The 9586-nt window shown below is 66.4% G+C and carries 8 protein-coding genes; all 8 read left to right on the top strand.

Annotated features, from left to right (window positions below):
• The first annotated feature begins 214 nt into the window (after nt 1-214).
• The 8 genes from DBR20_RS11300 (at nt 215) to DBR20_RS11265 (ending at nt 9510) form a co-directional block, all read left to right on the top strand.
• Complete coding sequence (locus tag DBR20_RS11300) at nt 215-2272, top strand: TonB-dependent receptor (RefSeq protein ID WP_108266238.1); 2058 nt, start codon at nt 215-217, stop codon at nt 2270-2272.
• 136 nt (nt 2273-2408) lie between these two features.
• Nucleotides 2409-4586, top strand: a complete 2178-nt coding sequence (gene yccS, locus DBR20_RS11295) for a YccS family putative transporter (protein WP_108266237.1) — start codon at nt 2409-2411, stop codon at nt 4584-4586.
• 161 nt (nt 4587-4747) lie between these two features.
• Nucleotides 4748-5545 carry an SDR family oxidoreductase gene (locus tag DBR20_RS11290; RefSeq protein ID WP_108266236.1) on the top strand — a complete coding sequence of 266 codons (798 nt, stop codon included), beginning with the start codon at nt 4748-4750 and terminating at the stop codon, nt 5543-5545.
• A 144-nt stretch (nt 5546-5689) separates the two neighbouring features.
• Nucleotides 5690-7579 carry an MFS transporter gene (locus DBR20_RS11285; protein ID WP_100553813.1) on the top strand — a complete coding sequence of 630 codons (1890 nt, stop codon included), beginning with the start codon at nt 5690-5692 and terminating at the stop codon, nt 7577-7579.
• 183 nt (nt 7580-7762) lie between these two features.
• On the top strand, nt 7763-8050 hold the full coding sequence (locus DBR20_RS11280; protein ID WP_108266235.1) for a CD225/dispanin family protein: 288 nt from the start codon (nt 7763-7765) through the stop codon (nt 8048-8050).
• A gap of 33 nt (nt 8051-8083) precedes the next feature.
• Nucleotides 8084-8368, top strand: coding sequence for a CD225/dispanin family protein (locus DBR20_RS11275; protein WP_108266234.1), 285 nt, complete (start codon nt 8084-8086; stop codon nt 8366-8368).
• A gap of 43 nt (nt 8369-8411) precedes the next feature.
• A complete protein-coding gene (locus DBR20_RS11270) occupies nt 8412-8837 on the top strand; it encodes a DUF2752 domain-containing protein (RefSeq protein ID WP_089237343.1) in 426 nt (141 codons plus the stop codon).
• A 313-nt stretch (nt 8838-9150) separates the two neighbouring features.
• A complete protein-coding gene (locus tag DBR20_RS11265; protein ID WP_108266233.1) occupies nt 9151-9510 on the top strand; it encodes a hypothetical protein in 360 nt (119 codons plus the stop codon).
• Nucleotides 9511-9586 lie beyond the last annotated feature (76 nt).

The raw sequence follows: 9586 nt of genomic DNA, 5'->3' as shown, positions 1-9586 counted from the left end.
GGCGTGGATCTACTGGGTGCGGACCGTTGGTCCGCACGCCGCTTTGGATTTGACGCGCCGGAACGAAAAGAGAACAATTCTCATCCAGCCATGGTCCTGCGCCCCCTTGCGGCGCCCCGCTGCCGTTGCCGGCACGCCTGCGTGATCCCAGCCACCGACCTTTCCCCCCTGCATGGGCGGATGGCCCGTGGCCGCCCGCCGAGGATCTCCATCGATGTTGCCCATCCGTTCCCCCCGCCTGGCCGTGCTGGCCGTAGCGCTGTCCGCCGCCTGCACTGCACACGCCGAAGCCCCCGCCGACGCCCGTAGTGCCACCGATCTGGACGCGGTCAAGGTCATCGCCGAGCGTACCCACACCGAGGCCGGCGCCCTGGGCGACCGCGCCCTGCGTGATACCCCGTTTGCGATCACCGCGGTCGGCCGTGAGCAGATCGAACAGCGCCAGGTCGTGTCGCTGGGCGAAGCCTTCCTGCTCGACCCCTCGGTCACCACGCAGGTAAGCGCCTATGCCAGCGGCTGGAGCTCTCCGATCCGCAACCGCGGCATCGACCTGAATTTCGACAGCTACCGGGTCAACGGCCTGCAGGTCTCGTCCTGGGGTACCGAATGGCCGCTGGAAGTGATGGAACAGGTCGACCTGCTGAAGGGCCCCGGCGGGTTCCTGTACGGCTTCGGCGCACCCGGCGGCATCGTCAACTACATCACCAAGAAGCCGACCGAAGTACCGACCTTCTCCGCCCAGCTCGGCTGGCGCGAGCAGGGCATCGTCAGCGGTGGCATCGACGTCGGTGGCCGCTTCGGCAACGAGCAGATGTTCGGCTACCGCTTCAACGCCTTCCAGGAAAAGGGCGAAACCTTCAACGGTGGGCACGTCGATCGCAAGGTCGGCGCACTGTCGCTGGACGCGCGCTTGAGCGATGCGCTCACCTGGACCTTCGACGGCGTATTCCAGTCGCGCGACCTGCGCGAGGAATCACCGCAGTACTACTTCCGTGGCCTGACGTCGCTGCCGCGGCCAATCGCCGGCGATGTCGACAACAGCGTGCCCGGCACCTACTACGACACCCGTTCCAGTCTGCTGTCCACCGCACTGGACTGGCAGATCAACAGCGACTGGAAGGCCAGCCTGAGCTATGGCGTCACCACCTCGTGGAACGACGTCAACAAGATTTTCGCCTACATCGATGACCGCAACGGCGACTACGACGTCAACGTCTACGAACTCGGCGGCAAGAGCGAGTGGAAGCTGGCGCAGGCGCTGGTGCAGGGCAGCTTCGGCACCGGCCCACTGCGGCACCAGCTGGTGGCCGGCATCAGCCACCAGACCGGGCTGGGCTGGGATCGTCCTTACGAGTTCAACCTGATCGGCCGTGCCAACCTGTACCAGCGCCATGACATCCGCCACGACGCAGTTGGGTCGCGGGTGATGAGCCGTGGCAGCGAAACCGTGCAGAAGGCCGTGTTCGTCAGCGATACCGTCGATCTCGGCCATGGCTGGTCGGTGCTGGCCGGTTGGCGCTACAACGATTTCGAGACCAAGGGCGCGTACCACACCTATCCGGTCACCCCGACCTATGCGGTGATGTTCAAGCCCAGCGAGGCCGTCACCCTGTATGCCAGCTACATCGAGTCGCTGGAAGCCGGCGGCCGCGTGGGCAACAGCTACGTCAACGCCGGCGATGTGCTCGACCCCACCATCAGCAAGCAGTACGAGATCGGCGCCAAGGTTGAAGCGGATCGCTGGAACGCAAACGTCGCTGCGTTCCGCCTGGAGCGTGGCGCCAACATCGATCAGCTGACCGATGCGGGCAAGCGCCTGGTGCAGGATGGCATCACCCTGTACGAAGGCATCGAGGCCAGCGCCGACCTGCACCTGACCGATGCGCTGACCGTCGGCGGTGGCGTGACCTGGCTTGACCCGACCTACGACAAGCTGTCACCGGGCAGCGCGGCGCAGGAAGGCAACCGCACCGTCGGTGCAGCACGCTGGAGCGGCGTGCTGCACGCCACCTACCAGCTGCCGTGGGTGGAAGGGCTGGAGACCTATGCCGCCGTGCGCTACTACGGCGATGTCTGGTATGACGCCGACAACACCCTGAAGCTGCCCGACTACACGCTCGTCAATGCCGGCATCGGCTACCGCCTGCTGGCCTCCGGCCACCCGGTGACCCTGCGTGCCAGTGTGGAGAACCTGGCCAACCGCAGGTACTGGTCCAATGCCGGCGTCGGCCTGCCGCGCACCTTCGCGCTGAGCGTGCGGTTCGACATGTAAGCAACCGGCAAACGGTAGTGCCGGCCGCTGGCCGGCACTACCGGGTATCGAGCGGAAAATCATCCACGCATGGCGTGGATCTACCATTTCACGCGCGGCCCGCAATAATGGGGGTCGATCCTTCCGCCGAGCCTGCATGTCCGCACGCGAATCCCACCTCAGCCGCCTGTGGGCCCACGAGAAGGCCAGCTATGGCCTGCGGGTGTTCATTGCCCTGACAGCGGCCCTGGCCGTGTGCTGGCACCTGGATGCGCTGACCGCGCTGCCCGGCGTGTTCCTCGGCATCATCGCCAGCGCGATTGCCGAGACCGATGACAACTGGTGGGGCCGGACCAAGGCCGTGCTGCTGTCGCTGCTGTGCTTCTGCCTGGCGGCGGCTTCGGTGATCTGGCTGTTCCCCTGGCCGTGGATCTTCATCACGGCCCTGGCGCTGTCCACGTTCGGCCTGACACTGCTCGGCGCACTCGGCGAGCGCTACGCGTCCATCGCCCAAGCGACCGTCACCCTGGCCATCTACACCATGATCGGCCTGGAACAACATGGTGCCCATGACCTGCACAGTGCGCTGGACGCGGTCAGCCACCTGCTGGCGGGCGCGGTCTGGTACGGGCTGCTGTCGATTCTGTGGACCACGCTGTTCGCCAACCGGCCGGTGCGTGAGCGCGTGGCCCGCCTGTACGTGGAGCTGGGCCGTTACCTGCAGCTCAAGGCCGCCCTGTTCGAACCCGTACGCGAGGCGGACCTGCAGCGCCGCCAGCTCGACCTGGCCGAACAGAACCGCCGCGTGGTCGGTGCGCTGAACGAGGCGAAGACGGCGATCCTGGCACGCTTTGGTCGCTCCGGCCGGCCCGGCGTCAACTCCGGCCTGTACCTGCGCCTGTACTACATGGCACAGGATTTCCATGAGCGCGCCAGCTCCTCCCACTATCCGTACGGCGCGCTGGTCGATGCGTTCTTCCACAGCGACGTGCTGTACCGCTGCCAGCGCCTGCTGGACCTGCAGGGCCAGGCCTGTGCACGGCTGGGCGAAGCGATCCGGCTGCGCCGCCCGTTCGTCTACGGCGAGAGCAACCAGCAGGCCGGGCGCGACCTGGCCGATGCGCTGACCTACCTGCGCGACCAGCGACGCCCGCAGTGGCAGCGCCTGCTCGGCTCGCTGGACCTGCTGGTGCACAACCTGCGCAGCATCGAGCGCCGCCTGCTCGATGCCGAACGTTCCGAAGCCAGCCTGGACAACGTCGACACCCGCCTGCGCGACAGCAACCCGCACACCCTGCGCGAAATGGGCGTGCGCCTGCGCCAGCAGCTCACCCCGGGCTCGGTGCTGTTCCGCCATGGCCTGCGCATGGCGCTGGCACTGATCGCCGGTTTCGTTGCCATCCGTCTGTTCAATGCACAGAACGGCTCGTGGGTGCTGCTGACCATCGTGTTCGTGTGCCGGCCCAGCTTCGGCGCCACCCGCCAGCGCCTGGCCCAGCGCATCGTCGGTACGCTGGCCGGCCTGGTACTGACCTGGGCGCTGCTGCAGCTGTTCCCCCGGTTGGAGATCCAGCTGCTGATCGCGCTGCTGTCGGCGCTGCTGTTTTTCTTCACCCGTACCGACCGCTATCTGGTCGCCTCGGCCGCCATCACGGTGATGGCGCTGACCTGCTTCAACCTGATCGGCGACGGCTTCGTGCTGATCGTGCCGCGCATGGTCGATACGATGCTCGGCTGCGCGATCGCCGCAGCGGCCGCGTTCCTGATCCTGCCGGACTGGCAAGGCCGACAGCTGCACCGCGTGCTGGCGCGGGTGCTGGATACCGCCGCGCGTTATCTGGAATCGGTGCTGGGCCAGTACCGCAGCGGCATGCGCGACGATCTGGCCTACCGCATCGCCCGCCGCGACATGCACAACGCCGATGCCGCACTGTCCACCGCGTTGTCGAACATGCTGCGCGAGCCGGGCCACGTGCGCCGCAACCTCGATTCGGGCTTCCACTTCCTGGCGTTGTCCAACACCCTGCTCGGGCACCTGTCGGCACTGGGTGCGCACCGCGACCAGGTCGACAGCTACGCGGGCGATCCACTGGCGCTGGCCGCCGGCGAGCGGGTGCGCAAGGCATTGCAGCAGCTGGCATCGGCATTGACTGCGCAGCAGCCGGTGTCGGAGGAGGACAACGACGCCGATCGCGCGGTGGCTGCGGAACTGGAGCAGCTTGATGAGACGATGCCACCGAAGCTGCAGTTGATCCGCACGCAGATGGCGCTGGTGCTGCGGATGCTGCCGAAGGTGAGAGCGGCGGCGAATGGTGCGGTGCGTGGTTTGAGCTGACGGCATCCACGCATGGCGTGGATCTACTGGAATGGCATCCACGCGTGGCGTGGATCTACTGGAGCGGCTGTCGGCCGTGCAACATCGTGTTGCGTCCACGGGGGCATTCCGATCACGCCCCGGCGCCGATACTGCCGTGTCGCCCACGCAGGATCTCCCCCATGAAGATCGAACTCAACGACCGCACCGCGCTGGTCACTGCCTCCACCGCTGGCATCGGCCAGGCCATCGCGCAGGGGCTCGCCGCCGCCGGTGCGCAGATCATCCTCAACGGCCGCAGTGCCGACAGCGTGGAGCGCGCGCGCCAGCGCCTGCTGGCTGCCATTCCCGGCGCCAACGTGCTGGGCGTGGCCGCCGACCTGTCCGATGCCAGCGGCGTCGACACCCTGCTGGCCGGCCTGCCGGGAAGAGTCGACATCCTGGTCAACAATGCCGGCATCTTCGGCCCGCAGGATTTCTTCGAAACCGACGATGCCACCTGGGAGCAGTACTGGCAGACCAACGTCATGTCCGGCGTGCGCCTGTCGCGCGCCCTGCTGCCGGCGATGGTCGACGCCGGCTGGGGCCGCGTGCTGTTCATCTCCTCCGAATCGGCACGCAACATTCCGGCCGACATGATCCATTACGGCGTCAGCAAGACCGCGCAGCTGTCGCTGTCGCGCGGCCTGGCCAAGCGCGTGGCCGGCAGCGGCGTCACCGTCAATGCGGTGCTGCCCGGCCCGACGTTGTCCGACGGCTTCGCAACGATGTTCGAAGAAGAACGCGCGCGCTCTGGCAAGCCGCTGGAACAGATCGGCCGTGAGTTCGTGATGGCCCATCGTCCTGCGTCGGTGATCCAGCGCGCGGCCACGGTCGAAGAAGTGGCCAACATGGTGGTCTACCTCGCCTCGCCGCAGGCGTCGGCTACTTCCGGCGCGGCGTTGCGGGTCGATGGCGGCGTGGTCGACGATATCGTCTGAGGTTCTCAGGTGTGCGGACCAACGGTCCGCACCCACCGTCCGCACCCAGGGGTCTGAGTAGATCCACGCCATGCGTGGATGCATGCCGCCACGGTCCCGACAGATGGGCAGGAATGCTAGGCTGCGCCGGTCCAAGGAGGTTCCATGTCCGGTCACAACCAGTTCGCCCTGCTGCGCCAGCGCCGTTTCCTGCCGTTCTTCATCGTGCAGGGGTTGGGTGCCTTCAACGACAACGTATACCGGCAGGCGATCATCGGCCTGCTGTTCTACCTCGGCGTTGCCGAGAGCGAGCGCACGCTCTACACCAACCTGGCGCCGGCGCTGTTCATCCTGCCCTACTTCCTGTTCTCCGCCCTGGCCGGGCAGATCGCGGAAAAGCTGGAGAAGTCGCGATTGATCGTGATCACCACCACCATGGAGATCGTGATCATGACACTGGCGGCGGTGGGCTTTCTCACCGAGAGCCTGCCGGTGCTGCTGGTGGCCCTGTTCTGCACGGGCCTGCAATCCACCCTGTTCGGCCCGGTGAAGTACTCGGTGCTGCCCTCGGTACTGCGCCCGGAAGAACTGACCGGTGGCAATGGCCTGGTCGAGATGGGCACGTCGATGTCGATCCTGACCGGCATGATCGTCGGCGGCTTGGTGTTCACCCTGGCCGGCACCCATGGACCGATCGTGGCCGCCACGGCGGTCATCGCGCTGGCAATCTGCGGCAACCTCGCCGCGCGCATGATCCCCAAGGTCGATGCCGGCGCGCCGGATCTGAAGATCAACTGGAACCCGATTCCCGAATCGCTGGCCGTGCTGCGCATGGCCAGGAAACAGAAATCGGTACGCAACGCCATCCTCGGCGTGTCCTGGTTCTGGTTCGTCGGCACCATCCTCACCGCGCAGCTGCCGTCCTATGCGGTCACCAACCTCGGTGGCGAGCCCACCCTGTACATCTTCGCGCTGGCGCTGTTCTCGGTGGGTACCGGCGTCGGTTCGCTGCTGTGCGAAAAGCTGTCGGCACGCACCGTGGAGATCGGCCTGGTGCCACTGGGCGCGTTCGGCATGACCGCGTTCCTGCTCGACCTGTACTTCGCACGCGCCGGTGAAGCCACCGCGCAGGGCCTGTCGGTCACCCAGTTCGTGCACCAGGCCGGCAGCATCCGCATCATCGTCGACCTGCTCGGCATCGGCCTGTTCACCGGTTTCTTCGTGGTGCCGCTGTTCGCATTGATCCAGAGCCGCACGCCGAAATCGGAGATGTCGCGCGTGTTCGCCGCGCTGAACATCCAGAACTCCGGCTTCATCGTCGCTGCGGCGGTACTTGGCCTGCTCACCCAGCGCCTGCTCGGCTGGACCATCCCGCAGCTGTTCCTGGCATTGGCCATCGCCAACGCCGTGGTGGCGATCTACATCTTCACCATCGTCCCCGAATTCCTGATGCGTTTCCTCAGCTGGGTGATGGTGCGCACGCTGTATCGCCTGCGCCCGCATGGCATCGAGGGCAACGTGCCCGATGAAGGCGCCGCACTGCTGGTCTGCAACCACGTCAGCTACATGGATGCACTGATCCTGTCGGCGACGATTCCGCGCCCGGTGCGCTTCGTCATGTACTACAAGATCTTCAACATCCCGGTGATGCGCTGGATCTTCCGCACCGCCAAGGCGATTCCGATCGCCGGTGCACGCGAAGACCCGGCGCTGATGCAGCGTGCGTTCGATGAAGTCGATGCCGCACTCGCCGAGGGCGAGCTGGTGTGCATCTTCCCGGAAGGCGCACTGACCCGCGACGGCACGATGGCACCGTTCAAATCCGGCGTGGAGAAGATCCTCGAACGCCGCCCGGTGCCGGTGGTGCCGATGGCTTTGCGCGGCATGTGGTCGAGCATGTGGAGCCGCCGCGATACCCGGCTGGGCCGCATGCGCGTGCCGCGCCGGTTCCGGGCGACCGTAGAGGTGGTCGCGGCACCGGCGGTGGATGGCCATTCGACCGATGCCGCCGCCCTGGAAGCCCAGGTCCGCACCCTGCGCGGCGACCTCGCCTGACGCAATCGCCCCTTCCGGGGGGCGATGACGGTACGCTGCATACGCCACCGTGCAAGGGCCATGCGAGGCCTGACGGGGCTGAAAACGCATACATGCGTCGTCGGTTGCGGTAGATTACGCACCCACAGGGGGGAGGTTCGGCCTGTCTACGACACGCCGACCGCCAAGGAATGGAGTCTTGCTTTGAATCAACCGCCACCGCTCAGCCGTCCGGTCTACATCCCCAACCATCTGGTCTGGGCGATCCTGACGACGCTGTTCTGCTGCCTGCCGTTGGGCGTGGTGTCGATCGTGTATGCCGCCCAGGTCGATGGTCGCCGCGCGGCCGGTGACCTGCCGGGGGCCTACAACGCGTCGCGCAAGGCGGGCTGGTGGGCGGTGGCTTCGGCCGTTGCCCTGCCGGTCCTGTTGCTGTTGTGGTTCGGGCTGTTCGGCGGCTTGGCCGTGCTGGGCGCTCTATCCGACCTTTGATTCACCACCACCACCCATCGAGGAGCTTGAACCATGAACACCACCACTGCGCAGGTCCCCAACAATCTGGTCTGGGCCATCCTGTCCACCCTGTTCTGCTGCCTGCCGGCCGGCATCGTGTCGATCGTCTACGCGGCCCAGGTCAACGGCAAGCTGGCTGCTGGCGACGTCGCCGGTGCCCGTGATTCGGCCGACAAGGCCAAGAAGTGGGCCATGTGGTCGGCCATCGCCTTCGTCGTCGTCATGGTGCTGTACTTCATCGTGATCATGGCCGTTGGCGGCCTGGGCGCCCTGAGCGGCGGCAACGGCAGCTACTGATGCCCGCGACGGGGTCCGGCCACGCGCCGGATCCCGCTCCCGCATGTCCGCACTTCCCGCACGTTCCCGCCTGGCCCGCTGGGCTCCGCTGCTGGCCGCTTCCGGTCTGGCCGCGGGTGCCGCCGTGGTCCTGCGCCACGTCAATCCGTATGTCTCCGGCAATCCACTGCCGGGCTGCCCGCTTTATGCACTGACCGGCTTCTACTGCCCCGGCTGCGGCAGCACGCGCTGCCTGTATTCACTGGTCCACTTCGACCTGCCCGGCGCGATGGCGATGAACCCGTTGCTGGTCATCAGCCTGCCCTTCCTGTTCCTGATGCTGCTCAACATGGCTGGCGTGCGCCCGCGCGTGCTCGATCCGCTGATGCGGGTACTGGCCAGTCCTACGTTCTGGCTGTGGCTGCTGCCGGGCTATGCCGTACTGCGCAATCTGCCGTGGGCACCGTTTACCGCGCTGGCTCCGGTGTAGGTTTCCCGCCAACGGCGCAGCCCCTCGTGGTGGAAAGCAGAAGCAGGGGGTTGGCCGGGCGGATGGGCTGCGCAGGGGCCGCTGCAAGTACGTCCATGTAAGCTCGGTCGCCGCATCCATGCGGCTCACGCCCCTGCGCATCCCACCCGCCCGGCCACGGACAATTTCCGTGCGCGTCCACCACGGAAGAAAAAGAGAAGATCAAGAGCCGAAGCGGGTCGCTGCGCTCGGCTATGCTGGTGCGATGAGTGAGCGACGTACTGAATTGACTGCAGCCATGAAGGCTGCAGGCTGTAGTGATCCCCGCAGTTGGGTGAACAGTGAGCTGGGTGAGAACCTGCCGCAGTTCGCACGCTTCCTGATGCTGCGCGATGTGCACGCACTGGCCGACGATGTGGACAGCACCCTGTCCGAGGCGCTCTTCGACCGCCCGGAACTGGAACAGACACTGGCAACGCTGCGCGGCGCGGTGGATCCCCAGGCACTGCACGCGCTGCTGCATGCCTATGGCAAGGCACTGGGCAACAGCTTTGTGATGGCCGTGGACGAAGGCCCGGCCATGCGCGAAGGCAGCATGCCCGGCTGGCTGTTGATGGAAACCAACGCCAACGACGAAGCCACCGGCCGCCTGGTGCAAGGCCTGCACGAAGACTATCTGGACTTCACCCCGTAGCCTCACCACCAGGGCCCGCAGTTCCGGGGTCAGAGCCCTTCTGCTTCGCAAAAGGGATCCGCCCCCAAGCCGAGGC

The organism is Stenotrophomonas sp. HMWF023, assembly GCF_003060985.1.
Classification (GTDB): Bacteria; Pseudomonadota; Gammaproteobacteria; order Xanthomonadales; family Xanthomonadaceae; genus Stenotrophomonas; species Stenotrophomonas lactitubi.
This window is presented reverse-complemented; position numbering and strand designations above follow the sequence as displayed.

What these genes read in the sequence shown, in the direction of transcription:
- DBR20_RS11290 (WP_108266236.1), top strand. Translation starts at nt 4,748, where the DNA reads ATGAAGATCGAACTCAACGACCGCACCGCGCTGGTCACTGCCTCCACC.
- DBR20_RS11285 (WP_100553813.1), top strand. Translation starts at nt 5,690, where the DNA reads ATGTCCGGTCACAACCAGTTCGCCCTGCTGCGCCAGCGCCGTTTCCTG.
- DBR20_RS11270 (WP_089237343.1), top strand. Translation starts at nt 8,412, where the DNA reads ATGTCCGCACTTCCCGCACGTTCCCGCCTGGCCCGCTGGGCTCCGCTG.
- DBR20_RS11300 (WP_108266238.1), top strand. Translation starts at nt 215, where the DNA reads ATGTTGCCCATCCGTTCCCCCCGCCTGGCCGTGCTGGCCGTAGCGCTG.
- yccS (WP_108266237.1), top strand. Translation starts at nt 2,409, where the DNA reads ATGTCCGCACGCGAATCCCACCTCAGCCGCCTGTGGGCCCACGAGAAG.
- DBR20_RS11275 (WP_108266234.1), top strand. Translation starts at nt 8,084, where the DNA reads ATGAACACCACCACTGCGCAGGTCCCCAACAATCTGGTCTGGGCCATC.